The following is a 24,562-nucleotide window of genomic DNA, read 5'->3' on the forward strand; positions in this document are numbered from 1 at the left end:
TGGCGACAACCTGCGCGTACGTCTCCGATAGAGGAGGTTCATTTTCCGGAATGGGCTGGAAAACGTACTGCGGGAAAAAAGCCGCGTATAGCCTGTCGGCCAAAACGGCCGGCCGGTCGAACACCAGCACGCCGTCAATGACGCCTCCGGCAGCTCCCCCTTCTACCTCGGCGTATCGATTCAGGTTCAGCGTCATGCCAGGGTACGTCACATTGTACGAGGTTGGCCATGCCGTTAACGCCAGTACAGCCAGAGTACTTGCAAGCAGCGCGCTGTTACGCCACGGGAAGCGTCGTTTACGAAGGACTTCGCTGACGAGAAGATCCGCGAACACCAGCACGGCGCAGGCCACGATACCAAAGAGCTGCAACTCCAGCTTATCGACGGCGAAGACGATAATGCCTGCCGAAGCCAAACTTATTGCAGCCAGAGCTATTCTGATCAGGCGGAGCACAACCGGCGTCGTGCCATTCCACAATCCCCTGTCAATCGATCCGGCAACCCAACAAAGAGGAACGACAGCCAGACCATAATACAAATAATCGATCCATTCGATCCACTCCATGCCCCCGCCAGACTCGAGCGGAGCGGGCAACCAGATCAACTCGGCTCCGATTAGATACGCCAGTCCCGCAAGGATGCCGGCAAGGTAATACCGACTGCGTTCTCTTGCGCCGTCCCGTTGTGAACGAAAATTCCGCATGCCTTTCCCTCTTCCCTTCCGCATTAGAAAAAAGACAGAAACCAGCGCCGACCTTCGCCGTCGCGTCCCCTGTCTCTTCCCGCAGCATCTCCGCCGAATTCACTTCTTCAAGTACGTCATTGCTTTGTCGATAGCTTCGTCTTCCGTCGCGCCTTTTACATATCTGCCGTTAATAAATACGAAGGCGTAACGGGCGCATGGCCCGCAATAGGATTTGCAGCCGATGCGGACTTCCGTCTCCGGCGCCTGCATCCCGATTTTGGCCACCGCCGTCTTCATCCGCATATGCTTGCACTTGTCGCATATTCTAATATCGTTTGTTGCCATGACTCATCGTTCCAATCCGCATCCGCTTGCTGCGACGCTTAATGATCTCCATGATTGCCCTTGGACGGATTCGTAACGGCAAACCCTTCCTCCGGGACGTAGAAATAATCGATTCGGACGCCGTCCAGAAACGCATTGTCCTTCTCCAGAATAACGTCGATCTCCTTGTCCGTAGACACGACGACATCATTGTCCGTCGGCTCGTCGATGCCCATGCCGTAATGAGCATGGTCGCCGTGTGCATGCGTAACGTAGACGCGCAGCAGCTTGCCTTCGTTCTCGGGCTTGTCCAGCTCCAGCTTTATCATCTTGGCCGCATTGCGGGAAATTTTGCAGTGCATCCTTCAACAGCTCCTTCTATGCCTTTAAAATATAAATTCGTATAATCCAGATCAAGATATATTATACTTCCTGCCCATCCGTGCTGCAAACCATTCTGCAATAATCATCGTAAACGCGATATCATCGATCGGAATTAGCGGAAGCACATCCGGCACGACCCAATAGACGATGACCGGGATCAAGAACAGAAGTTTGTCCCTTACGGCCACTTCCTTTGACATCAGCAGCTTGTATATGAACGCGAAAGTGTTTTTCCAATGCTTGAGCGTCAGCAGCTTGCGCATGCCCCGCACCTCCCTCCGCCTTACGGCTTCGTTCTTGTTCCAAGTATAACACAGAGATGCCTTACAGGAGCAAGGAGGAGGGGCGAGGAGCAAGGCGCTAGGCCACGGTTATACAAGCGATTTCTGGCTTGCGGCAAGCAGCTGCCCCGACGGTCAGAAGCTCAATAGCCGCTTACAAAGCTATCCGAAAACAGCGTCGCCACCCTTTCCTACATTCGCAAGGACTCCAGCAGCAGAGGTCTCAGCTCCTCGTAGATGCGATCCAAACTGCTGTATGGCAGCGGATTAACGCCGAAACCCGCCTCCACTGTAAAGCCGGGACGTCTAAATCGATAGATGAACCAGTCCTTGTAACCCGCGTCGCTGCCGCTCAGCTTCACCGACTTATAACCGCTTGCCCGCTCCAGCCTCTGAGCAAGCGCCTCCGATTCGGGCGGCTCGTAGTCCCGATAGTTCCAGTAGATTTCCCTCCCTTGCGTATGCAGCGCGATGACTGCGTGAAATGGCACGCTCTCCGTCAGCCTGGCCATAGCCTGCGCTTCCGGTTCGCTAAGCGGACAAGGTCCGGGATAATCCCGCGGGGAGGGTCCTGTTGCCCCTCTGCGCTTGCATTCTTCTTCCCAATATGCGGGAAACTGGTCGTTAAGATCAACGCCCCTCATATTCGCCTTCCAGCCGCTGAAGTCGTCCAATCCGCCGTTCCAGGCCAACAGCTGGCTGTAAAGAGGATGGTTGGGCTGGACGCCTCTCTGCGCAAGCTCCACGCCGTCCGGATTTACCATAGGCACAGCCCAGATCGTCCATTCGCAGCAATACCTCAGGACATCGACTCCTCCTACTAGTCCATCGGTCGCATATGCGTTTGAGAGCTCCGTAAGAAACCGCATGAGCAGCGCTGACGTAATCCACTCGTTGCCATGAAACGACGCATTTATATGCAGGTTCCGAGCTCCGCAGCCTACGCGCATGGCCAGAATCGGCTTGCCCATAACGCTTCTGCCGATGCTCTCGGCCGCGATAAAGGGGGAACCGATCGCAAGCTGCCGGCATTCCTCCATCATATCCTCGTATGTATATCCGATGTCATCATATCCGTTTTTATTCAAGCTCCGCACTCCTTTACCCTTTGCCTGCGTTCCCGTTTCTTACCATCATATGCGCGGAAGCTTCCAACCATTATCGCAATATCGTAAACTCTTCTTCTTTAGACTAACGCACAGTAAAAAAAGCGACTCTCCGCACAGTTGACCCGATTTGCGGTCAAATGTACGAAAAAGTCGCTTCTTGCTTTTAAAAACGATATTAGCTAATATTAGGCACTTGCCATACAACCGGCGTCAGATCGATCTGCTCGCCAAGCCATTGCTGCGCGATTTGCTTGAACATATACGGGTCGCCGCTGCAGAAAAACTGGTGAACCGGGACGGGATCATTGGTCGCCAGCTCGCGTTTTTCCTGCAAAATGGTGCTGATCTCGCGCGCAGTCTCCTCGGCGGAGCTGATCAGCGTAACTTCGCTGCCCATTACCTCGGATATCGTTTCCGACAGGAAGGGATAATGCGTGCAGCCGAGAATGAGGCAATCCATGGGATAAGTCCGTAAATGCTCGATTGACGAGCGTACAACCTCATAGGTTTCTTGAGAGCGGAAGTTGCCCTGCTCCACGAGCGGAACGAATTTCGGGCAGGCCTCGCTCACGACCTGTACATTCGGCGTCAACTCGCGCAACGCATTCTCGTAAGCACCGCTGTTAATCGTACCGGCAGTGCCAATGACGCCGATCCAACCGGTGGTCGTGCGCCCAATAGCCGCCCTTGCGCCTGGATTAATGACGCCTACGACCGGGATTGACACTCGCGAGCGAATGTCGTATAAGGCGACGGCTGTGGCCGTATTACAGGCGATAACGATCATTTTGGGCTGGAATTGTATAAGATAATCGACGATTTCCCTTGTAAATGCTTGCACTTCCTCCGCCGAACGCGGCCCGTAAGGCGTTCTTGCCGTATCGCCAAAATAAATGATTTTCTCGCGTGGCAGTTGGCGCATGACTTCCTTCACTACGGTAAGACCGCCAACGCCTGAATCTAGTATTGCTATCGGATGCTGCACAAACACACCGCTTTCTTGGACTGGGATGTAGGACGAAGAAGATAGGGGTCAAAATTACCATAGCATATGATAACCCCATCGAAAATGTACCTACATCTTAACGCATAATAGGTTAACGTTCAAGAATCGTTAGTCGCATGCATCCCATCCTGCGAACATGGCAAAGAGCCGAATCGCCCATTCCATCCAGGGAGTGGAACGGTGTTCGGCTCTTTGCGGCTTAGTGCCGCTCATACAGCTCAGCTTATTTCTTATACGGTTCCGCGTCAGCAGCTTCCACGATCGTCTCGCCGACGGCTTCGAATCGATCCTGCACCGCCTCGCCCGCTTCAGCGAATACTTCTTTCATCCATTCCGTGCCGTGCTCAGCAGCTTCTTCTACAGCTTCTGCAGTCGATTCCAGAGTTTCAGCCGCAACTTCTTTTGATGCTTCTACCGCTTCGGCTGCTTGTTCCCCTGTATCGGCGCCATTATGAATGACACCTGTAGCCAGCTCTTCCGCCGCTTCGGTCGAGATTCCCGAGATCGCAGCTGCTTCTGTTCCCCTGCCTCTGCCAAAGATTCTTACATTGCTTGCCATATTGCTTGCCGCTTGTTTCGTCCGATCCGCAAGCTCGATTGCCCCATGACCGATGCCTTTGGCGATCTCTCCTGTTTTATCGCCCACCTTCTGAGCCTGAACGGAGATATCGTGACGAAGCTCTTTGCCTGCTTTTGGCGCAAATAACAGCGCCGCGATAGATCCAAGCACACCTCCAGCTAACGCGCCAAACAGAAATCCTTTGTTTCCTTTACGTGTTGACATGTGATCGTCGCTCCTTTCGTTCTTAGAGTACCCTGCCCCTTGGTCCGGCCATTCAGACATGCTTCTTATTTCGACGAAGAAGAGCTTACGGGAGCCGAGGACACGGTTCCTCCGTTGCCGGATGGCGGCTTGCGCCCCGTTTGCCAGAGCTGCCAAGCGGTTAATCCAAGCTCCGCCCACTGGACCGCGGCATCAAGCTCACGCTGCTTGGCGATTCGTTCGGCATGGCCGATTGCGGACTGCGACAACGTTCCCGTTACCCGCTCTACAGCCGACGTCGCATGCTCAATCGTACCGCCCACTTGGCCCACCGCCTGGAATAGCCGCTCGGCCGATTCCGCGCTTTGCTGGAGCGATCGCATCGTCTGTTCGGTTGGCAGCAGCACCTGGCTCATCTCGCCAGAAAGTCTGTGCATATCTTCTTGCACCGCCTCTGCCGATGCCTGAACCCGCGCCATTCTGCCGAGCAGCGCGCGTACGGCAAGCAGCGTGCCCGCTACCCAGATCACGAACGCGGCAACAGCCACAGTAGCAATCCATTCCATCGTCATCCCTCCCGCTCCTCTCTCTCAGATCCTTCTCCAACACATGCCTTCAACGCCGACAAGGGCGAATGCCCATTTGCGTAATGACAGTATAAGCAGACTGGGCTTGTCTTGACACAATGTCACATGGATCGCCGGGGTTAAAAATCAATGGGCTCGTTCGACGCAGAAATAACTCATAATCCCGCTTGCCGATAAATCCCTCATTTGGCGCTGATCCCGACTAAGGGGTCGAACGGACAACAAAAAACACGACCCGCAGCAGGTCGTGTCCATTATGAGATCAAAATTTGCGTACGTATTCGTCGATTTTACTCGCCCGAGAGGAGAGCTGCGGGGCCAAAATTGCCGATCGCATAGCTGCATCTGTTGCCGCCCTTCGCGAGACATTCCGTTCGCTGCACATTCGCCTCCAGGAGAGAACGGAACAGCGACAGCTCGCACTGGCAAGCTTGATCATAACGTCCGGCAACATCGGAGATAGGACAATTATATTCATGAAGCATATAACCATCGCCATCCCCCCGCTCCATCTCGGCCATGTAGCCGCCGCCGTTCTGAATCGCCGTCAGCTCGCGCACACGCTCCTCCAACGTCTTGCCTTCCATACGTGGAGCATAACGCTCCAGAAGCTTCCGCTTGCGGCCTTCGAACATACGATCAATGAGCGGCAGAGTGTCGGGATCAGACTCCAGCTCGGCAAGCAGGTCGATCGCAAGCGTATGGTAGTTACGTGGAAAATGGCGATCCGCCGCATCCGTCAGTACGTATACATGAAGCGGACGGCCTTTAGGCTGGCGCTGCGGCACGATGCTGACACTGCCTTGGCGCTCCAGCTCGTGCATATGGCGGCGAATCGCCATCTCCGTAAGACCCAGCTCGGCTGCAAGCATCGCGGCGTTCATGCCGCCTTGCTTACGAAGCAAGCTCAGCAGCCGCCCACGCGTAGCGCCAGCTGTGCCAACGGCCTCAACGCCGTCTCGCTCCGCCATCAGATCTGCCATGCTCTCTCCCCCTCTCCGCTCGACCGATCGATGATTGCCTATTGCAGTTCTTTCTTCAGATACATATCCACAGCCGATGCAAAGGTCGGCAGCAGTTCAGCCAATCTGGCCGTATACGGGTGCAGCTCGCTTCGCGGCCAGCTGTAATATTCCTGTACCAGCGGGCGGCGAAGCTTTACAAGCTCCGTCAGCGTCTCGGTCATATCGGCCGGATAGGCGCCTTCCGCCCCTGTAATTTCGATGATATCCTCGTAGCTGCTGGCATCCCGCATCAGAAAACCGTCGATCAGATAACTTCCGACATCGGTTACGATTTCGATTGCCAAGTGAAGCGCACGCTCCTGCGCAAGCCCTTGCATCAGACTGCCGTTCCATCCATTAGCCAGCTCACGCAGCGCATCCGTCAATGCCGGAATGGCATCCAGCCGGACTGCGATTTGTTCCTGGTTTACATAATACATGTTATTCCCTGCTTTCGATTTACTTCTTGCTCCGCCGAGCCTTGCGTTTTAGCCATGCAACCATAATGATGCTGCTAAAAATGATTACAAGCAAATAGGTGAATATTTCGTAAACGTCTCTCATCTCTGACATTGCTTAAGCCCTCGAGCTTTCGTAATCGACGCTGACGGATGCTTCGCGCACCCGTGACATATGCTCGATGACCTTCTTGTGTACGGGATGCACCTGATAAACCTCCAGGTCGGCCATAGAATCAAATTTCGTCACGAGGGCGATATCGTAAGAACGTTCCGAATGAAGAACATCCACGCCAACCTCTATGTATTTAAGCTCCTCGATTTTGCCTTCCATATCGCGCAGAATCGCCACTGTACTGTCAAGGTCCGCGTTGCGATCCTTCAATTTGAAGCAAACGATGTGTGTAATCATGATACTTAGTCCTCCCTATTGTACGTATTGCCGCCTTGCCGAAGCATACGGCATGAGTTTCGTCCTTTTGTCACATAATAACCTATGAGATGACATTACGGCAATCTTTAGTTAAAGGAGCGAACGCGCATCATGCGATACAAGATCACAATCATTGCCACTCTCATCGGACTTGCCGTCTGCGCATTCAACTATACCGGCTACGATCCTCATAATATGGTGTTTTTCATGTTCAGCGTTCCCGCTTGGTTCGCGGACATGTTTATGGACATTCACAACGTCAGCGTGCTGCTGATGTACGCGCTGACCGTGCTGACGTGGGCGCTGCTCGGCTTCATTACGGATCTTATCATCGCGCGCGACAGACGAAAAAATTCAAGCACCGCCTGACTGACTAACTGACTGTCGTCCGAGATGTCTCGTTCAACAAGCACGCAATCGTCTGCCGAACCCTTTAATCCGACGCGTTATCATTCTCATCGAATAATCGCGAGCCAAAAGACGCTCTTGCGCGCATCCTCGCGCAGAGCGTCTACTTGTCGCTTCTCGAACATCCCCTTAGATCCCGACTAATTGACCAGGACGGAATATGCGTTACTTATCCTTCTCCTTAAGGACCGCAATCATCTTGCGAATCCGTTCCGGCAGCGGCAGTCCAAGTCTGCCGTAGTTTTCGGTTACGGAGATCAGCTCATTCGCGATATAAAAAAATATAGCCGCCCCCATCGTTACATCCTCCGTGTTCAGAAGCACATCAATCCGATGGGCGAGCAGGACAACGAGGAGCGATAACCCTTTGCGCGCAAGTCCCCATGCTCCAAATGAACTGCTCAGCCCTTTGCCTTCTTTCAGGGAGGCCGCAATACCCGTTAAATAATCCGCTGCCATCGCAACCAAAAGAAACGTCAATGATTCCGACCAGCCGCCAAATGCGAACAATAGAATCGCCCCCATCACCCCGCATGCCGAATTAATCCAAACGAGCGGCATCCTCGCCACCTCTTTTCATCGGAGAGTTATAGGATAGGATATGCCTTGCCGCAGAGTCTTGCTTGTTGACTTGTCCCTGCTGCCGCGTTCTCGAAACAATTAGGCCGCCCAAAATAAAAATAGGACTGGCACCTTTTGGCTCCAGTCCCTAACTCTTATTCCATTTCGAGGTAACTCTCTTCGTCGGCCACGCTTTGAATATCCTCGGACGTCACGGCCAGGTAACGATAGCCCTCCTCCTGCATTTTCCGCAGTGCACGCTCCTTCATAAAGCGCGGACTTCCTTCGCCGGCATCTTCGTCATACACGAGAATGATGCCGTCCGACTTGCGCAGCAGAAGCTCGTCCCGAGCCTTGAACTGCCACGGCCCCTCGTAAGGCGCCTTCGATACGGCCGCGTAATAATCAACTTGCTTAAGAAGATCGCGGTAATAGGTCTGCTTCTCTTCTTTCCAATTCTCCTCTTGATTTTGGAATGCCGTCAGAATGGACAGCTTGAGCTGAGGATATTGCGGCTTCAGGTCGATCGCCGCTTCGCAAGCCCATAAATCCACCCCGTACCCGCCGGGCGTGATCACCCATTCCAAGCCTTCCTCCAGCAGTGGAATCAGCTTGTTCGTGATCGCTTGACGAATATAGGGGATACCCTTGTGCTTCTGGTTGAAGATGCCCAGCTCATGCGCGCGATAGCCGGTGACGAGTATAGTCTTCATACGCTAGCGGTTATCGACTTTCTCGGGATACAGGTCATGATTCATAAGACGGTAGGAAGCCATTTCCTCAAACTTCGTGCCAGGACGTCCCCAATTGCAGTATGGATCGATGGAGATGCCGCCTCGCGGCGTAAACTTGCCCCAAACCTCGATAAAACGGGGATCCATGAGCTTGATCAGATCATTCATAATAATGTTCATACAATCCTCATGGAAGTCGCCGTGATTCCGAAAGCTGAACAGATACAGCTTTAGCGACTTGCTCTCAACCATCTTAACATCCGGAATGTAAGAGATGTAGATCGTCGCAAAGTCGGGCTGTCCCGTGATCGGGCATAGACTCGTAAACTCCGGACAATTAAATTTGACAAAATAATCGCGGCCGGGATGTTTGTTATCAAACGATTCCAGCACCTCCGGTGCGTAGTGGAACGGGTACTTCGTCCCTTGATTCCCGAGCAGCGTAATGCGGTCCAATTCTTCCTTTTGCCTACCTTCCATTCTTGCACTTCCTTTCGATCTATTTTTCTCTTTAAGTATTTAAGGGGTTTGTTGGTTCTTGCACTTAAATAAAATGGAGGTTCAAAAAGCCGCTTTTCAGCACCGAGAAGATTGGACGAAGCTAGAAACTGAGTATCGGAGCGTAGCGGAGCTACGTGAGAAACGGAAGTTTCGGCTGAGTTCAATATTCGACGCCGAATAATCACCTCCGAATAGGCTACGTGATGGGAAGCGGCTTTTTGAACTACCTATACGCCTTTTTTGTTGCCATATATCCAGGTGTGGAGTTGGGGAAGTACGTGCACGCCACGGAGCGACTCGTCCGGCATTGTCCGGCTAATCAGCCATTCATAACGCTCTACGAGATAAGGCAGCATCGCTTGCGGGTCCGTCTCCGTCAGATTACCGTTCCCCGCTTGAAGATAGAACGGTACATCGCGGTAACGGGCATGTACCTTGCGTGCGTAATCCAAGTCGGCATCGTCAAAGATGACGACCTTGAGACAGAAACCGTTCCCGGCCTCGCCCAGCCTTGATACAATATCATCCAGCGTGTCCCAGTTCGTCGTCATGCCGGAGCTTGGCGGCTTGGGCGACAACGTCAGATCGTCGATGGCCGTGAACCATGGCTGCCAGCGGCTTCCCTGCGTCTCCAGAGCGACTTTGCAGCCTCGATCTTGCAAGCCCTGTATCAACGCTGAGAGCTGCGGCAAAAGGGCAGGATTGCCGCCTGAGATCGTTACATGGTCAAACGTGCCGCCGCCGATCTTTTCCAGCTCCTCGATAATCGCCGCTGCGGACAGCAGACGAATATCGTCCTTGCCGGAGCCGTCCCACGTGAAGGCCGAGTCGCACCAGCTGCAGCTGTAGTCGCAGCCGGCGGTGCGGACGAACATCGTTTTGCGGCCGACAACCATGCCTTCTCCCTGCACCGTCGGTCCGAACACTTCCAGCACGGGTATAGGTCTAGCAGCGCCGACCAAGCCGGATGCTGTACCGGATGCCTTTCCGGCGTTAGCCAACGCCGCCGAATCAGATCTTCTCGACCGTTGAAAATCAGTCATTGCCCTTCCCCTTCCGCTTGGGCCGATAGATGCAATAACTCGTCGGAGTCTCGCGCAGGAAAACCTGCAGACATTGCGGACGGTTCGGCAGGCTGTCCAGATGCGTTTGCACAAGGTCGTGGATGACCCGCGCGACGACCTCCGTCGTCGGAAACCGATGGGATATGCCATTGTCGAAGCTGTCGGTATCTTCGTTAAGCAGGGTGTGATCGAATCGGTTGTGAATCAGTTGTTTAATAATGGCGAAATTGACCAGGAAGCCGGAATCGTCGAGTTCTCCCCCCGCGACCGTCACATTGGCGAAATACGTATGCCCATGCGTCAAGCGGCATTTGCCAGCATCGTCAGAAGGGATGTAATGCGCTGCTGCGAAATGAAAGTCCTTGTTCAGCTCGTAGCAATAATCATGTTGGACAGATGGATAAATTTGCTGCAGCATCAGCGTCCCGCCTCTCTCGAACCACGGATTGCCAAATAATCGGCAAGCCCTTTGCGACGCAGCTTGCAGGCCGGACATTCGCCGCAGCCATCTGCCAGCATGCCATTATAACAAGTGAGCGTGCGCTCCCGAACGAAGTCGAAGGCGCCGAGCTCGTCGGCCAGTTCCCAAGTCTCCGCTTTGTTGAGCCACATGAGCGGCGTATCGATCACGAAGCCGTAATCCATCGACAGATTCAGCGTAACGTTAAGCGACTTAATAAAGACGTCGCGGCAATCCGGATAACCGCTGAAGTCGGTCTCGCAGACGCCGGTTACAATATGCTTCGCTCCAATCCCTTTCGCGAGCACGGCTGCGAATGTCAAGAACAGCAGATTTCGGCCGTCGACGAAAGTTGTCGGGAGCTCGCCTTCCTTTTGCTCGATTGCAATGTCGTCGCGAGTCAGCGCGTTCGGCGCGAGCTGATTCAGCAGCGACATATCGAGAATATGATGTTTGATGCCAAGCGTTCCAGCAATCTCGGCGGCGCAATCCAGCTCCAGCTTATGTCTCTGGCCGTAGTCGAACGTGATTGCTTCCACTTCCGAGAACCGGCTCATCGCCCAGAACAGGCATGTCGTGCTGTCTTGCCCGCCGCTGAAAACGACGACGGCTTTTTCTAGTTTCATGTAGTTTCCACCTCTCCTGAAGTAGAAGACGGATATTCGCGACGGGACCGTACGATCCCTTGTCAATAAGAAACGGCGCGTGAGGCGCTCCCTCCAAGGGAGCGACGCGACGCGCCGAACACAAAAACGACGTTGCCCTAGGCGGGCAATCGTTTCGTTTAGTTTTTTATAGAGGGAGTTCGCGAACCTCTCCCGGCATGCTGGCGAAGGGAAATGTAACCGGACATCTTCGCGGCAGCAACCGGAGTTGCATCTTCAATTGTTCACTCGTACTATAGCACAGCGCTTGCGGAATTGAAATAGAGAGTATTGACAATGCTGCAACGTTTCGCTCACTTAAGCAACCTGTCCAGCTCCCTCAATGTTAATACTATATGGTCCAGCAATTCAGGCAAATCCTCCATCTGCTCTTCTCCGATTCCCCTGCCGAAATCAAGTTCGGCCAGATGACGAACATTACTTTCCTGACTGCCATACACGGTGCTAATCGTCTGGACAAGCGTCAGCGGATTGCCCCAGATGCCCTTAAAACATCGCTCCACCGTCTCGCATGTTCCGGCTGTTCCGTCTGTCTCCAGATGGAACCGCAGCGTAAGACGGCATGTGGACGCTGCGCCCGGTATCTCCAAAATTTCGTCGGACAACTCCTTAAGCGAGGAGCTTAGCAGCAGCTCTGCCGTCGTCGTTCCTCCGTCCGCCAAGCGGCATGACAATGACAGCTCGCGCGACAGCACGGCCATATCCAACAAATCACGCCTGCCTGTAACGTCAATTTTGCGATCCAGATTATCTAGGTCGTATAGCTCATTCTCCAGCGCTACCTTTACATTTTCAAATACGGTTGGATGAAACATACCGCTCCCCCTCAATTAGCCGAATCAGCCTGTAAACCAGCCTCATTCCAGTATAACAAACGATTGGATCGGCGGTAGGCAAAAATACCCGTCGTCTTCCCCTCACCCAAGTTTGCCGTACGCCCCGGAAATCCGTATACTTATAAGAAGAGATACGCAAGCTCTGCTTGCCAATCATGAGAGCAGCATAATCGAGGTGACCGAGTGGAAAAGTTGGATGACTTAAAAGAAGCTTACACATTGTTGGGTCTGGAGGAGTTCGCCCCCAAGGAAGAGGTCGAGAAACGTTATACGACGTTAATGCGCCGAGAGCGGTCCAGATCGCGGGCAGAGGTTGAAAGCGCCTCCCAGGGTGACGACTTCGCGAAAGTAACGGCGGCGTACAAGCTGATCCTTGCCTATGAGGACCGCAAGATCACTGACGCCTTCAACGAACAGGAATACGGCAAGTTCAAGGGGATGGCAGGCAGAGCCCAGAAGATCGATCACTTCTGGCGTTATTACAAAATTCATACGTTCGTCGCAATCGCACTAATCGCCGCAATTATTTATGGAATCAACAGCTACATCGACAAACGCGAATATCAGAAATATTTGGCCAGCCTGCCGCCTATTGATCTTAGCGTTTCGTTTTACGGCACTTTTATGGAACCGGACAACAAGGACAGCAAGGAAATGACAAATGCGGCCATGCTGAGCGCCTTTCCGGAATGGAAGCGCGTTGAGTCCAACATTGTATTCGTACCTCAGGACGACATGAATCAATACGCCTACCTGCAGAAAGCCGTTGTCACATTAATGTCGGAGAAACCGGACATCTACATTATGGACCGTGCCATGTTCGAGTGGATCGGCAGACAAGGCGCGCTGCTGGAGCTTGACGGCAAGCCCGAGATCAGCGGAGCCGGAGAGGATCGGACGAGAAAGCTGACAACGGAGGATGTACCCGAGGAACGTATCTACGGCATCGATCTTAAGGATACCAAGTTGGACAAGGACCTGCCTCTCATAAAACCTGCAGAGGATCTGATTATCGCCGTTCGCGTCAATGCCGAACGTCCTGACAAGGCTCTGGAGTTTATCGAGACTTATCTGGCGAACGGTGCGGCGCAGGAATAAGATGCAAATGATTGAATACCGCAAAGCCCCCGTCCATGCGCTGGCGGGGGCTTTGCGATGTGAACCAATAGAGCGATGCTAACAACTTAACTCTGCGAAAGTAGCTCCTTCGAAGGAATTAGAGCGATGCCAACGACTTAAATCTGCGAAAGCAGCACCTTCGAAGAAAATAGAGCGATGCCAACGACTTAACTCCGCCAAATCAGCACCTTCGAGAAAAATAGATCGATGTCGACGACTTAACTCCGCGAAAGCTGCACCTTCGAAGAAAATAGAGCGATGCCAGCGACTTAACTCCGCCAAAGCAGCAACTTCGAGGGAAATAGATCGGTGCGAACGACTTAAATCTGCGAAAGCAGCACCTTCAAGGGAAATAGATCGATGTTACCGACTTAACTCCGCCAAAGCAGCACCTTCGAGGGAATTAGAGCGATGCTACCGACTTAACTCCGCGAAAGCTGCACCTTCGTAGAAAATTGAGCGATACCACCGACTTAAATCTACAAAAGCAGCTCCTTCGAGGGAAATAGATCGGTGCCAGCGATGTTGCTCACTCAGCGCGAAAGCAACTGCTTGCTTAATTACTCAGTTAATTACTCAGTTAATCCCTCCCATTCCGCCCCACCCAGTGATACAGCGGGAAGCCGATGGCGCCGGCGATGCCGACATACTTGGTGGCGTGGTAGAAGGCGACGGAGCCAAGATGTTCGTTAAACCGCCTCTTGAATTTCGTAAAGATGAACTGTCCGCCACGGAAAGTCCTCCTGCTTAAGCTGATTTTATATTGATCTGTTCGTTTGAGGAACAAGCCAAAAAACTAGGGGGTCAACAAAAGCTGCAGTAAACAAATTCAAGCGACAAGAGCCGTCCACTCCGCTTTTTAAGCGGAATGGACGGCTCTTGCATTTATCGTATTGTACATTGCATGCTACCCGACAATCAACGCGTAGACGACGCCAGGGCCGTGCACCCCGATCGTCAGGTCGTTTTCGATGTCTGAGGAGCGGCTTGGTCCCGTGATGAAGTGGACGCCGGCTGGCAGCGCCTCACGGCCCGCCTCGTCTAACCCGATCAACACCTCGCCCAGCCGCGTCTTTAGACGTTCCGCAGGGATGACGATAAAGAGCACCGTCGGCAGCAGGCTGACAGAACGCCCCTTCTCCTTCGACGACGTTACGACAACGGAGCCCGTATAGGCTACGGCATGATCCGCCTGTACAACGCCGAAGTCCGCTTCGGCCGCGCGTGCCTTCCAAGGCTGTTGTTCGTCGCTGTTCCAAACGGACACCTGCACGTCTGGCAGAGCCTCCTCCAGCCCGAGTCCCGCTAATGTCGGATCGTCCTGGCGGACGAGAAACTTCGCGCCCATCTCCTCGGCTTTGGCCGTAATGTAGGCGGAGACTTCATCCATGCTCCCCAGCTTCGCGACATGGCCGCCCACGGACAACCAGTTGTCCGAAAACGCGTCGATTTTCTGTTCGGTCGTCCAGTCCAGTTCTCTCCAGAAGTCGGGAGCGCCGCGATAAGGATGCTTCGGAGCCGTCGTCATCCGCGGATGGCGCAGGCGCTCCGAGATATTATTCATAAATCGCTCCTGCTTCTGCCGCGACTGCTCCGCCAGGCGAGCCAGCCATTGCTCGCGAGACTCGTCGCCTTGGCTTCCGCCAGTTGGCCGGGCAGCGTCGCTCCCCGTCTGAGTCACATGTTTACTCATGTCTATACCTCCCTTGCCGCCCCTCGGAGTCGGCCACGTCAACGAAAGACCCGGCCATTTTCTCGGCCGCATCACCCATGACCGTGTCCTCCTCCATCCTTCGACTCGCGTTGTTCCCGCGCCTTCTGCTCCATACGCTCGCGCATGGCCGTCGGCATCTCGCGCAGCTCCGCTTTCAGCTCTTGGTCAAGCGTAGCCCACTGGTCTCGGAACGACTTTTTCGGCAGGCTTGGCGTAACGCGGTACGTATTCCAGCCTTTCAGAGGGCCAAGCTTCGTACGAATGAAACCGTCGCGTACAACCAGCTTCTGGCCAAGCTTGCCCATCCGTAAAAGACCGCCCATTACCTTCGAGCTGCTCATCGCCGTGGCGAAGCCTTGCATGCCCATGCCCTCCAGCTTGTTGCCGTTGCCGCTCTCCACCTTGCGGCGGCGCAGGTAGACGAGCATATCGTGCAGCGGAATCTTGACCGGACAAGCCTCGTAACAAGCGCCGCAAAGGCTGGACGCATTGGCGATATCGTCCCATTCGGCGATATTTTTGTTAAGCGACGGCGTCAGCACCGCGCCGATCGGGCCGCTGTACGTGCTGCCGTAAGCATGGCCGCCGATATGGCGGTACACCGGACAAGCGTTGAGACAAGCTCCGCAGCGGATGCAATTAAGCAGCTCCTGGAACTCGGGGTCCCCAAGCTGCAGCGATCGGCCGTTGTCGACGATAATAATATGCATTTCCTCGGGTCCGTCGCCGTCGGCCGTCCGCTTCGGTCCCGTAATGCCGGACATGTACATCGTCAGCTTCTGTCCCGTCGCAGAACGCGGGAGAAGCGTCGCCATCACCTCGAGATCTTCCCAGGAGGGGATGATCCGCTCCATGCCCATCAGCGTAATTTGCGTTTTCGGCACGGTTGTCACCATACGGGCGTTGCCTTCGTTCTCGAACAGCACCATGGAGCCCGTCTCCGCGATCGCGAAGTTGCAGCCGGTCATGCCGATATCGGCTTCCAGAAACTTCTCGCGCAACTTTTTGCGCACGAAGCCGGCCAGCGCCGTCGTGTCAGGCGGCAGTTCATACCCAGCTTCCTTGGACAGTAGCTCCGCGATCTGATAACGGTTTTTATGAATAGCCGGGATGACGATATGCGAAGGCATCTCTCCGGCAAGCTGGATGATATATTCGCCCAGATCCGTTTCGATCGCTTCCACGCCGATGGATTCCAGCGCGTGGTTGAGATGAAGCTCCTCCGAAACCATGGACTTGGACTTCACGACCGATCTCGCGCCGACATGCTCCGCGATATCCAGCGTAAGCTCTACTGCTTCCTGAGCCGTATCGGCAAAATGTACATGCACGCCGTTAGCCCTTGCATTTTCGACGAACGTATTTAAATAATAGTCGAGATGAGCGATCGTATGCAGCCGAATCTGCCGGCCGCGCTCACGCCACTCCTCCCAGTTGCCATGCTCCTCGGACGCCTTCTTCTTGCCGTTCCGCAGCCGCTCCGTCGTGAATCGTACCGCCTTGCGCAGAAATTCGTCGTTCAGCGCCAGCTCGGCTCTCGCCTTGACCGTCGCTCCTGATTTCCCTCCGCTCATGCTCCCTTCACTCCTTCGTACAGCAGCTCGGCCAGATGCATGACGCGCACCGGTTCGCCGCGATAATGCAGATTGCCCGCGATGTTCATCAGGCAAGCCATGTCGAGGCCAACCAGCACCTCGGCTTCCGTCTCCAGCACATGATCGGCTTTCTCCGTCACCATCGCGCCCGAGATATCGGCCATCTTAACGGCGAAGGTGCCGCCGAAGCCGCAGCAGTCTTCCGCGAACGGAAGCGGCACAAGCTCCATGCCCCTGACGTTCTTCATCAGCTGCATCGGCTCGTCCTTCACGCCCAGGATCCGGCTGCCATGACAGGAAGGATGATAGGTGACTTTGCGCGAAAAGGTTGCCCCGACGTCCGTCACGCCAAGCACCTGCACGAGAAACTGAGTAAACTCGTACGATTTTGCCCGCAGCGCCTCGGCCCGCTTAAGCATAACGGGATCGCTTTCGAACAGCTTCGTATAGTGATGCAGCATGCCCGTGCAGGAGCCGGAAGGCGAGATGACAAAGTCGCTGTCCTCGAACGCGTCGAGAATCGTACGAGCCGACTCGCGAGCTTCCTTCCAGTAGCCGCTATTGTAGGCAGGCTGCCCGCAGCAGGTCTGGACGCGGGGGAATTCCAGCGTAACGCCGTAATTCGCCAGCAGCCTGACCATCGCTTCCCCGACTCGCGGGAAGATTGCATCGCTTAAACAAGTAATAAATAGAGATACCTTCATGACTGCACCCACCTGTTAAACCGTCGTAACGGTAATTTGGCGTTCCCGAAGCTCTGCACCCAGCTCCGGGGTCAGCCCGTTATCCGTAATGATACGATGAATTGCGCCAAGCTCGGCCACATGGGTGAACGCCTGGACGCCGAATTTGCTGGAGTCCGCGAGCAAGACGACTTCATCGGCCATGCCAACCATCCGATGTTTGATGCGTGCTTGCAGCTCGTTGGACTCGCTGATGCCCCGGTCCAGATGAACGCCCTTGCAGGAGAGAAACGCCCGGTCGACATGATAGGCGTCCAGCGAACGTTCCGCCAGCGGTCCGATATAGGACAAACTGCGAGAAGCAAGAATGCCTCCCGTCGAAATGACCTCGATCCGCTCCTTGCCAGCCAGCTCCATCGCTACCTTGATGGAATTGGTCAGCACCGTCAGCGGAATATCCGGCATGCTCTGAGCCATATACCAAGCCGTGGAGCTGGCATCCAGCAAAATCCGCTCCTTGGGGCGGATCAAGCTCACGGCTTCCTCGGCGATTCGCCGTTTTTCGTCTGCCCGGACAATCTCCCTTTCAAAGTAAGGAATCTCCGGCTGCTGCTCCTTTACGCTCACTGCACCGCCATGGGAGCGGCGCAATCGGCCGGCCTGCTCCAAGCGGTCCAGATCGCGGCGGATCGTCTCCTCCGTCACCTGGCACAGCTCGCTGAGTTCCGTCACGCGAATACTGCCTCTCTCATTAACCAGCTGTACAATTAAGTCGTATCGTTCCGCAACCAGCATAGAATCCCTCTTTCCCGACCATCATCGATCACGTTATTTTAGCCCGTCAAGCCGGTAGCGGCCAAGAACCTGACATAAGCCTCTTCCCATTGCGGCCCGTCCTTGGGCTCATAGACATCTACAGGGAAAGAATCGCCGACTACGCGCCTCGCTTCCCAAATGTCGCTCAATTCGCCGTTCGTTATCCATTGTACCAGCATATTGCCGATTGCGCTTCCTTCGATTGGTCCTGCCCATACCGGCTTGCCGATCGCGTTCGCCGTCCATTCGCAGAGCAGCGTGTTCTGAATGCCGCCGCCGACCATATGCAGTCCACTATATGTCACGCCGGACAGCTGCCCAGTCTGCTCCAGCGCATAACGGTATTTAAATGCCAGACTCTCCAGGATGGCCCGTACGAAAGCTCCCTCGTTTTCCGGCGCCTTCTGTCCCGTCCGCTCGCAATATTCGCGAATGCGGCCAGGCATATCGCCGGGTGGCAGAAACAGCTCGTCGTCGGAATCAATGAAGCATGCGAAAGGCTCAGCAGCAGACGCCTTCGCCACCAGCTCGGGGAACGTATACTTAACGCCTGCGCGCTCCCATTCGCGTCTGCATTCCTGCAAGATCCAGAGGCCCATGATGTTTTTGAGCAGCCGGTACGTGCCGTATACGCCGCCCTCATTCGTGAAGTTCAGCTCCAGCGCCTTCGCTCCCATAACAGGCTCGCTTACTTCGGTACCGATCAGCGACCATGTGCCGCAGCTCAGGTAAGCGAACGAGCGATCCTTCGCCGGCACCGCCGCAACGGCGGAGCCCGTGTCATGTTCGGCTACTGCGATTACCGGCACCGGCTCAATGCCCAGCTCCGCGCATACCGATTCGCTAAGCCGACCGACCGGCGTGCCGGGCTGAACGACTGGACCAAACAGCGAACGGTCCGCGCCTACCGCCTTCAGCAGCTCGTCATCCCAATCGCCCGTTACCGGGTTGTACATTTGCGTCGTAGTCGCCAGCGAGAATTCATTGTGCATTTCGTCCGTAAGGAAGTAACGCAGCAGAGCCGGAATCATCAGAAAGTGTTTCGCTTCGCGCAGCAGCGGAGAACCGGCCTTCTTCATGGCCTCAAGCTGATAAAGCGTATTGAACGTCAGAAACTGAATCCCCGATCGGTCGAAGATCGTCTCCGCCGACAGTTCGCCAATGAGACGCTCCATCACTCCATCGGTCTGTGAATCCCGATAATGGACGGGATTGCCCAGCAGCTCGTTGCCGGGACCGCCCAGCAGGCCGAAGTCAACGCCCCAAGTATCGATGGCGATGCTGCTCAGCTTGATGCCGCGATGTTTCGCTTTCAGCAAGCTTTGTTTCAGCTCGTGCAACAAGCGAAGAATGTCCCAATGCAGCCGTCCGCCTGCCTGCACAGGGTCGTTCGGGAAGCGATGCAGCTCTTCGAGAACGATTTTGCCGTCCTCGAGCCGACCCAGCATGGCTCTGCCGCTGCTGGCGCCGAGATCGAAAGCCAGTACATGCTTCTGCATCACCAGCTCGCACCGCCCTTGCCTCTGACGGCAATGTCTTTCCCGTAGCTGGAGGCCAGGTAATCGCCCATGGGATCAACGGACAAACCTTGCTCTTCGCGGTACGACCGCAGCAGCGGAGCAACGTCGAATTCGAATGCGCTGCGCACCGCATGTTCGGCAGCCAGCACGTCGCCGCGGTTTGCTGCCGCTTCGACTTCCTCGTGATTAACAAGCAGCGCTTTCGCGAATTGCGTTTGCACATTAAGCACGGAACGCAGCATCGCTGGAATTTTCGCTTCGATATTATGCGACTGGTCGATCATGTACGCAATATTGTTCACGCAGGATTGGATCGCCTCGTCGCGGTCGCTCGCCGCGCTCAGGATTTGATAGAAGATCAGGAACAGCTCGTATGGATTGACGGTACCTACGATAAGATCGTCATCCGCGTATTTGCGGCTGTTGAAGTGGAAACCTCCGAGACGTTTTTCGTCGATCAGATAAGCGACGATATGCTCGATGTTGGCTCCCTGCAGATGGTGGCCCGTATCTACGAGCACTTCGGCCTGCGGTCCCAGCTTTTGCGCCAAGTTGTACGCCATGCCCCAATCCGCGAGATCCGTATGATAAAACGCCGGCTCGAAGCATTTGTATTCGATCAGCATGCGCATGTTTGGCGCAAGCGCTTTATACATTTCGCCCAGCGATTCCTGCATCCATGCTTTACGTTTGCGAATGTTGCCTTGTCCCGGGTAGTTCGTGCCGTCCGCGAACCACAGGCTGATATCGCGCGAACCCGTCTCCTTTGCGATGTCGACGCATTCCAGCAGATGATCCGTCGCCTTGCGGCGAATGGCGGCATCCGCATTTGTCACGCTGCCCAGCATGTAATCATCTTCTTGGAACAGGTTCGGATTGATCGCGCCAATCGCGAGACCCAAACTCTCCGCGTGGCTTTTCAGCTTGCCGTAATCTTCCACTTTGTCCCAAGGAATATGGATCGCAACAGACGGCGCAAGACCTGTCAGCTTGTGCACCTGAGCCGCATCCTCGAACTTCTCGAACGGATTGCGCGGCACGCCTTCCTTCTGGAACACCTTAAAGCGCGTACCGGAATCGCCATAGCCCCAGGACGGAGTTTCGATGCTAAGTCCTTTCAGCTTCGCTTTCACTTCGTTTAAATTAATGCCTCTTGCCCCTTGCTGCTCCTCGAACAGCGAATACGCGCGATCTGTCATGTTACGGCACCCTCTCTATAATTGAATGGTATTATTTCGATTTCAACGGAAACGCCATTGTCGACATCAGCGCATTCTCCGCTTGCGTGGAATCCAGTCTGCTGTACTGCACAATAACGGGAATATCGCTTTTTACCTCGATCGCATAAGGCACGCCCACCGGAATGCCTGCGCCGTTTTTCTGAAGGGAAGATGTCCGGATATGCTTCGTGCGTCTCGCCGGCACAACATGCATCATGTCCTCCATCGGTTCCCTATCCTCGAAAAAGATCGTAAATCTCAGCAACGCCTCTTCCGAAGACGTATTAAGGACGCAAACGGATTCATGACTGGTCAAGCTGCCCGAGCTGTCCGGCGGAATAAATCCGTCCGGAATGATCCAATGCTTCTCTCCTTTGGCCTGGAACATGCCGATCACCCCTTCTTAGGCGATAGGTCCGCCTGGCGCCCGTTAATCATGGATGCAGGCGGACCGCTTTGGCCCGATTATTATCTCGTTATCTAGTAAACGCCGCCGGTACGCCGCCGTCAATCGTCAACATGCAGCCCGTCGTTTTGTCTGCCTTCGACGAAGCGAAGAAGGCGATGCCTTCCGCAATATCACGCGGATAAATATTAACGAGCAGCGTCGTACGTTTGCGGTAGTACTCCTCCAGTTGATCCGGCTCGATGCCGTAAGCGGCTGCCCGCTCGTTGCGCCAGCTGCCGTTCCAGATCGCGGAGCCTTGCAGAATCGCGTCCGGCAGAACCGTGTTGACGCGAATGCCGAACTCGCCGCCTTCTGCTGCGATGCAACGGGCAAGATGCGCTTCCAGCGCTTTCGCCGCGCTGTATGCCGATGCGTTTTTGCCTGCATATACGGAGTTTTTGGAGCCGATAAACACCATGTTGCCGCCAATGCCTTGCGTCTTCATCAATTTGAACGCTTCGCGTGCAACCAGGAAGTAACCAGTGCCAAGCACGTTCATGTTCAGGTTCCATTCCTTCAGGGAAGTCTGGTCGAACGGGCTGGAAGTCGCCAGACCCGCATTGTTGACGATAATGTCAACGCCGCCGTAAGCGATCGCCGTCTCGGCATAAGCCGCCGCCACCTGTTCCTCGCTCGTCACGTCCATCTTTACCGCAATCGCGCGGTTTTCGCCGTACTTCTCATTAATTTCGCCGGCAACCTTCTGGGCACCTTCCAGGTTCAGGTCAGCCAGTACGACATGGGCGCCATCGGATACGAGTCTGCGCGCCGTCTCGCTGCCGATGCCACCTGCTCCGCCCGTAATGAAAGCAACCTTGCGGGAGAATTCCGCTTCTGCAGGAGCAAGCGACAGCTTGTACAGCTCCAGCGGCCAGTACTCTACATTGTAAGACTCGTTCTCGCTAAGGGAAACGAAGTTGCCCAGCGCCGTTGCGCCGCGCATAACAGCGATGGCACGGTGATACAACGCGCCGCTGACTTGGGACATCGCCCAGCTCTTGCCGGTGTTGATCATGCCGATACCAGGAATAAGAATGACGCGAGGAGCCGCTTCGAACATGACGTCGCCTTCATGTTTGTTCCGCTCAAAGTATTGCGAGTACTGTTCCTTATAAGACGCGATTCCTTCCGCGAGCTTCGCTTTCAAGCCTTCGACATCGTCTGCGTTCGGAGCCCAGTCGATAAAGAGCGGAACGACCTTCGTATGAACAAGATGGTCCGGGCAAGCCGCGCCGACTTGCGACAATGCTGCGGAATCCGAGCCGTTTACGAAGGAAAGCACGTCGTCCGCGTCGTCGAAGGACAAAATCATCTTTTTGACGTCGCTGACGGCGCCACGAACGGTCGGCATCACTGCTGCGACGATCGACTTGCGAACATCGGCCGGCAGCGATTCGTAACGCGCTCCGCCGAACAGCTTCGCTTCGTTAACGCGCGCCTCGATAAACGCTTCCGCTTCATTGATAATGCGAATGGTTTGCGCGTAAGCAGCCTCGGACGTTTCTCCCCAAGTAACCAGACCGTGTTTCTCCATTATGACAAGCTCGGCGTTAGGATTGTTAAGGACGCCTTCCGCGATCATCTTAGACAGCGTGAAGCCAGGACGTACATAAGGAACCCATACGAAACGGTTGCCGAAAATCTCTTCCGCCAGCTGGCGGCCGTTATCCGCGCATGCCAGGCTGATAATCGCGTCAGGATGCGTATGGTCAACGTGTTTAAAAGGAAGGAACGCATGCAGCAAGGTTTCGATGGAAGCACGCGGATGTTTGGCATCGATCATGCAGTTCGCCAGGTAAGCCACCATATCCTCATCGGACATCTCGCCGCGCTCGAACAGCGGACGAATGTCGTCCATGCGCAGACCGGTGAAATTGCCCGCTTTCATCGTAGCCAGGTCGGAACCGCTTCCTTTTACGTACATGACTTCGACGTCGCGTCCGCGGAAGTCCTTCTCCATCGTTTTGGTCGATGTATTGCCGCCGCCGAAGTTGCACACTCTGCGGTCCGTGCCGATCAGGTTGGAGCGGTATACCAGCTCGCTCAATCCCCCGTTAAGCTCTGCTGCTTTCGAAGATTCCCATAATGATTGCACCATGTTTGCTTTTACCTCCAAGTAATTTTTGTTTTTATTTGTTTTCGATTGGTTCCAGTATATCATCTTTGTTTTTGTTTGAATACAATTATTTTCGGAAGAAAACAAAGATGAATACAGGTGAATTCTATCACAGGGAAGAATGGATTCTCGGCGGCCTTGCCTTCATAACCCCATTCGGGGAGGCTTCCCTTGCATTTCATCGATTGGTGTGGCAAAGTAAAACAATAGATATTTAGGCGGCAAAGAATGCCCCGTTTCCTTATGTAATGAGGAGACGGGGCATTTTCGATTTTCACGATCTATTTAGCTTTTACTTTAGAAGCTCTGTTTTTTACAAGAACCGATCTAAGGGTTATCACGATTTGTGGAAAGGATGAGCCAAAGTCATGAGTTTTGAATATTAGCAAGAGAGATGGTTAAGCAGTCATCGAATCAAGCGATCAGGCGAAAGGTCTGATGCTTTGAAGCGAGGTCACGGGTACGGCAATCGTTTATTTACCGAGAAGATATGGTGGCCGCTAATGGGACATTTCAACGGTTTGCACCCCGAGTACGAGGTGAGAGACGGGCGTGGGAGATCCTATTTCGTGGATTTTATGCTGCTGGTTGGGACCATTCGAATCGTGTTTGAGATTATGGATTTCGGCTCGCATGGCACGGATCGCTCAAAGTATCGTCAAGATCTAAACCGGGGTTTGTACCTTCAATCGCAGAATTGTTTGGTCTACTATATTTCGCTGGACGAGTTGAAGGAAAATCCTTCCTTCATCCTATCTGTCGTCCGCAACATTCTAAATCCCTACGCCGCGGTCATCAACGTCGGGACGAGCGCATTCGAGCGTAAGTTTTGCAAAACCGAACGCGAATTGATGCGAATTGCGATCAGGGACAATCGCTTGATCAGGCCTATCAAAGCAGCGAGAGAACTAGAGCTAGACAGATACACCATCACAAAATACTGTCGAAGCTTAGTCGACAAAGGGAAATTCCGACCGCTAACAAAAGGTGTATCTCAGCGAATCACTTCTTACGAGTACGTTGGCACTTTGCAAAGTACTGATCTAGTTTGAAAGCGTGTGGAACCTT

Annotated in this window: 29 protein-coding genes and 1 riboswitch; of the genes, 3 read left to right on the plus strand and 26 right to left on the minus strand. The window is 54.2% G+C overall.

Going from position 1 to position 24,562, the window contains the following annotated elements; translation table 11 throughout:
* The 11 genes from PAT3040_RS35620 to PAT3040_RS35670 form a co-directional block, all read right to left on the minus strand.
* On the minus strand, window positions 1-703 hold a 703-nt coding region (locus tag PAT3040_RS35620; RefSeq protein ID WP_181377026.1), incomplete at its 3' end, for a hypothetical protein.
* Window positions 704-802: 99 nt separating this feature from the next.
* Window positions 803-1,030 carry a YuzB family protein gene (locus PAT3040_RS35625; RefSeq protein ID WP_087567233.1) on the minus strand — a complete coding sequence of 76 codons (228 nt, stop codon included), beginning with the start codon at window positions 1,028-1,030 and terminating at the stop codon, window positions 803-805.
* A 38-nt stretch (window positions 1,031-1,068) separates the two neighbouring features.
* Window positions 1,069-1,371: a heme biosynthesis protein HemY gene (locus PAT3040_RS35630; protein WP_087567234.1), complete on the minus strand. Its 303-nt coding sequence runs from the start codon at window positions 1,369-1,371 to the stop codon at window positions 1,069-1,071.
* A gap of 51 nt (window positions 1,372-1,422) precedes the next feature.
* Window positions 1,423-1,656, minus strand: coding sequence for a hypothetical protein (locus tag PAT3040_RS35635; RefSeq protein WP_087567235.1), 234 nt, complete (start codon window positions 1,654-1,656; stop codon window positions 1,423-1,425).
* 209 nt (window positions 1,657-1,865) lie between these two features.
* Complete coding sequence (locus tag PAT3040_RS35640) at window positions 1,866-2,762, minus strand: M14 family metallopeptidase (RefSeq protein WP_258235317.1); 897 nt, start codon at window positions 2,760-2,762, stop codon at window positions 1,866-1,868.
* Between the two features lie 196 nt (window positions 2,763-2,958).
* Window positions 2,959-3,768 carry a glutamate racemase gene (gene racE, locus PAT3040_RS35645; RefSeq protein ID WP_087567236.1) on the minus strand — a complete coding sequence of 270 codons (810 nt, stop codon included), beginning with the start codon at window positions 3,766-3,768 and terminating at the stop codon, window positions 2,959-2,961.
* Window positions 3,769-4,012: 244 nt separating this feature from the next.
* Window positions 4,013-4,573, minus strand: a complete 561-nt coding sequence (locus PAT3040_RS35650) for a YtxH domain-containing protein (RefSeq protein ID WP_108996316.1) — start codon at window positions 4,571-4,573, stop codon at window positions 4,013-4,015.
* Window positions 4,574-4,638: 65 nt separating this feature from the next.
* On the minus strand, window positions 4,639-5,124 hold the full coding sequence (locus tag PAT3040_RS35655) for a DUF948 domain-containing protein (protein WP_108996317.1): 486 nt from the start codon (window positions 5,122-5,124) through the stop codon (window positions 4,639-4,641).
* A gap of 305 nt (window positions 5,125-5,429) precedes the next feature.
* Window positions 5,430-6,122: a helix-turn-helix transcriptional regulator gene (locus PAT3040_RS35660; RefSeq protein WP_258235318.1), complete on the minus strand. Its 693-nt coding sequence runs from the start codon at window positions 6,120-6,122 to the stop codon at window positions 5,430-5,432.
* 38 nt (window positions 6,123-6,160) lie between these two features.
* On the minus strand, window positions 6,161-6,583 hold the full coding sequence (locus PAT3040_RS35665) for a DUF86 domain-containing protein (protein ID WP_108996318.1): 423 nt from the start codon (window positions 6,581-6,583) through the stop codon (window positions 6,161-6,163).
* A 136-nt stretch (window positions 6,584-6,719) separates the two neighbouring features.
* Window positions 6,720-7,013, minus strand: coding sequence for a Dabb family protein (locus PAT3040_RS35670; protein ID WP_087567240.1), 294 nt, complete (start codon window positions 7,011-7,013; stop codon window positions 6,720-6,722).
* 132 nt (window positions 7,014-7,145) lie between these two features.
* Between PAT3040_RS35670 and PAT3040_RS35675 the strand changes: the two genes are divergently transcribed.
* Window positions 7,146-7,403, plus strand: coding sequence for a hypothetical protein (locus tag PAT3040_RS35675; protein ID WP_087567241.1), 258 nt, complete (start codon window positions 7,146-7,148; stop codon window positions 7,401-7,403).
* Window positions 7,404-7,607: 204 nt separating this feature from the next.
* Here PAT3040_RS35675 and PAT3040_RS35680 read toward each other — a convergent pair whose 3' ends face one another.
* The 7 genes from PAT3040_RS35680 to PAT3040_RS35710 all read right to left on the minus strand — a co-directional run bounded on the left by PAT3040_RS35680 (window position 7,608) and on the right by PAT3040_RS35710 (window position 12,242).
* The gene (locus PAT3040_RS35680) at window positions 7,608-8,003 is read right to left on the minus strand and encodes a phage holin family protein (protein WP_087567242.1); all 396 of its coding nucleotides are present in this window, start codon (window positions 8,001-8,003) and stop codon (window positions 7,608-7,610) included.
* Between the two features lie 155 nt (window positions 8,004-8,158).
* A complete protein-coding gene (locus PAT3040_RS35685) occupies window positions 8,159-8,716 on the minus strand; it encodes an SLOG family protein (protein WP_108996319.1) in 558 nt (185 codons plus the stop codon).
* 3 nt (window positions 8,717-8,719) lie between these two features.
* A complete protein-coding gene (queF, locus tag PAT3040_RS35690; RefSeq protein WP_108996320.1) occupies window positions 8,720-9,217 on the minus strand; it encodes a preQ(1) synthase in 498 nt (165 codons plus the stop codon).
* A 248-nt stretch (window positions 9,218-9,465) separates the two neighbouring features.
* On the minus strand, window positions 9,466-10,281 hold the full coding sequence (gene queE / locus PAT3040_RS35695) for a 7-carboxy-7-deazaguanine synthase QueE (RefSeq protein WP_108996321.1): 816 nt from the start codon (window positions 10,279-10,281) through the stop codon (window positions 9,466-9,468).
* Entirely contained in the window at window positions 10,274-10,720 is a 447-nt protein-coding gene (locus PAT3040_RS35700) for a 6-pyruvoyl trahydropterin synthase family protein (protein ID WP_108996322.1), read from the minus strand. Before PAT3040_RS35700 ends, queE begins: the two co-directional genes overlap by 8 nt.
* On the minus strand, window positions 10,720-11,388 hold the full coding sequence (gene queC / locus PAT3040_RS35705) for a 7-cyano-7-deazaguanine synthase QueC (RefSeq protein WP_087567247.1): 669 nt from the start codon (window positions 11,386-11,388) through the stop codon (window positions 10,720-10,722). Before queC ends, PAT3040_RS35700 begins: the two co-directional genes overlap by 1 nt.
* A gap of 152 nt (window positions 11,389-11,540) precedes the next feature.
* A riboswitch (PreQ1 riboswitch) is annotated at window positions 11,541-11,584 on the minus strand.
* A 136-nt stretch (window positions 11,585-11,720) separates the two neighbouring features.
* Window positions 11,721-12,242, minus strand: a complete 522-nt coding sequence (locus PAT3040_RS35710; protein ID WP_108996323.1) for a hypothetical protein — start codon at window positions 12,240-12,242, stop codon at window positions 11,721-11,723.
* A gap of 204 nt (window positions 12,243-12,446) precedes the next feature.
* Here PAT3040_RS35710 and PAT3040_RS35715 point away from each other — a divergent pair, with 204 nt between their 5' ends.
* Window positions 12,447-13,361 (plus strand): molecular chaperone DnaJ, encoded by a 915-nt coding sequence (locus tag PAT3040_RS35715; protein ID WP_108996324.1) that lies wholly within the window; start codon window positions 12,447-12,449, stop codon window positions 13,359-13,361.
* A 928-nt stretch (window positions 13,362-14,289) separates the two neighbouring features.
* On the opposite strand, the gene PAT3040_RS35720 is transcribed toward PAT3040_RS35715, so the two are convergent.
* The 8 genes from PAT3040_RS35720 to PAT3040_RS35755 form a co-directional block, all read right to left on the minus strand.
* Window positions 14,290-15,075, minus strand: a complete 786-nt coding sequence (locus tag PAT3040_RS35720) for a LutC/YkgG family protein (protein ID WP_108996325.1) — start codon at window positions 15,073-15,075, stop codon at window positions 14,290-14,292.
* A 71-nt stretch (window positions 15,076-15,146) separates the two neighbouring features.
* Window positions 15,147-16,670 (minus strand): LutB/LldF family L-lactate oxidation iron-sulfur protein, encoded by a 1,524-nt coding sequence (locus tag PAT3040_RS35725; protein WP_108996326.1) that lies wholly within the window; start codon window positions 16,668-16,670, stop codon window positions 15,147-15,149.
* Window positions 16,667-17,395, minus strand: a complete 729-nt coding sequence (locus tag PAT3040_RS35730; protein ID WP_087567251.1) for a (Fe-S)-binding protein — start codon at window positions 17,393-17,395, stop codon at window positions 16,667-16,669. The genes PAT3040_RS35725 and PAT3040_RS35730 overlap by 4 nt, the downstream gene beginning before the upstream one ends.
* Before the next feature lie 15 nt (window positions 17,396-17,410).
* Window positions 17,411-18,169 carry a DeoR/GlpR family DNA-binding transcription regulator gene (locus tag PAT3040_RS35735; protein ID WP_087567252.1) on the minus strand — a complete coding sequence of 253 codons (759 nt, stop codon included), beginning with the start codon at window positions 18,167-18,169 and terminating at the stop codon, window positions 17,411-17,413.
* 38 nt (window positions 18,170-18,207) lie between these two features.
* Complete coding sequence (locus PAT3040_RS35740; RefSeq protein ID WP_108996327.1) at window positions 18,208-19,689, minus strand: rhamnulokinase; 1,482 nt, start codon at window positions 19,687-19,689, stop codon at window positions 18,208-18,210.
* Window positions 19,689-20,909: an L-rhamnose isomerase gene (gene rhaI, locus PAT3040_RS35745; protein ID WP_108996328.1), complete on the minus strand. Its 1,221-nt coding sequence runs from the start codon at window positions 20,907-20,909 to the stop codon at window positions 19,689-19,691. Before rhaI ends, PAT3040_RS35740 begins: the two co-directional genes overlap by 1 nt.
* A 31-nt stretch (window positions 20,910-20,940) precedes the next feature.
* Window positions 20,941-21,318, minus strand: a complete 378-nt coding sequence (locus PAT3040_RS35750; protein ID WP_108996329.1) for a sensory rhodopsin transducer — start codon at window positions 21,316-21,318, stop codon at window positions 20,941-20,943.
* An 88-nt stretch (window positions 21,319-21,406) separates the two neighbouring features.
* Window positions 21,407-23,476, minus strand: a complete 2,070-nt coding sequence (locus tag PAT3040_RS35755; protein WP_108996330.1) for a bifunctional aldolase/short-chain dehydrogenase — start codon at window positions 23,474-23,476, stop codon at window positions 21,407-21,409.
* A 521-nt stretch (window positions 23,477-23,997) separates the two neighbouring features.
* Here PAT3040_RS35755 and PAT3040_RS35760 point away from each other — a divergent pair.
* On the plus strand, window positions 23,998-24,546 hold the full coding sequence (locus tag PAT3040_RS35760) for a hypothetical protein (protein WP_258235319.1): 549 nt from the start codon (window positions 23,998-24,000) through the stop codon (window positions 24,544-24,546).
* Window positions 24,547-24,562: the final 16 nt, after the last annotated feature.

The organism is Paenibacillus agaridevorans (assembly GCF_003112455.1).
Lineage (GTDB): Bacteria > Bacillota > Bacilli > Paenibacillales > Paenibacillaceae > Pristimantibacillus > Pristimantibacillus agaridevorans.